Annotated in this window: 1 protein-coding gene; it reads left to right on the top strand. The window is 55.5% G+C overall.

The features are described from left to right. Window positions 1-722, top strand: a 722-nt coding sequence (locus tag V756_RS01000000123005; RefSeq protein WP_032682235.1) for an AMP-binding protein, incomplete at both ends; no start/stop codon positions are given.

Below are 722 nucleotides of genomic sequence, written 5' to 3'. Positions count from 1 at the left end.
TCCTGATTATCCGGAACAGCGGATTGACTATATTTTACAAGACAGCGGCGCGAAGCTTCTCTTGAAACAGGAAGGCATTTCGGTGCCGGACAGCTACAAGGGAGACGTCATTCTTCTCGACGGGGCTCGCACGATTTTAAGCCTGCCGCTTGATGAAAACGATGAGGACAACCCGCTCACAGCTGCAAACGCGGAGAACCTCGCGTACATGATTTACACGTCAGGAACGACTGGACAGCCGAAGGGTGTCATGGTCGAGCACCATGCGCTTGTGAATCTGTGCTTCTGGCACCACGATGCGTTTGGCATGACCGCGGAGGACCGCAGTGCGAAGTACGCGGGCTTCGGATTCGACGCTTCCATTTGGGAGATGTTCCCGACTTGGACGATCGGCGCCGAGCTTCATGTCATTGATGAAGCGATCCGCCTCGATATCGTCCGCCTGAACGACTATTTCGAAACGCATGGCGTGACGATTACGTTCCTGCCGACGCAGCTGGCGGAACAGTTCATGGAGCTTGAGAACACATCATTGCGCGTATTGCTCACAGGCGGAGACAAGCTGAAGCGCGCGGTGAAACAGCCGTACACGCTCGTCAACAACTACGGGCCGACAGAAAATACGGTCGTTGCCACGAGCACAGAGATCAATCCGGAGGAAGGTTCGCTGTCCATCGGGCGTGCGATCGCCAATACGAGAGTGTACATTCTCGGCGAGGGCA

The organism is Bacillus tequilensis KCTC 13622 (assembly GCF_000507145.1).
GTDB lineage: Bacteria > Bacillota > Bacilli > Bacillales > Bacillaceae > Bacillus > Bacillus tequilensis.
Note: the sequence above shows the minus strand (reverse complement) of the source record. Positions and strands in the feature narration are given on the sequence as shown.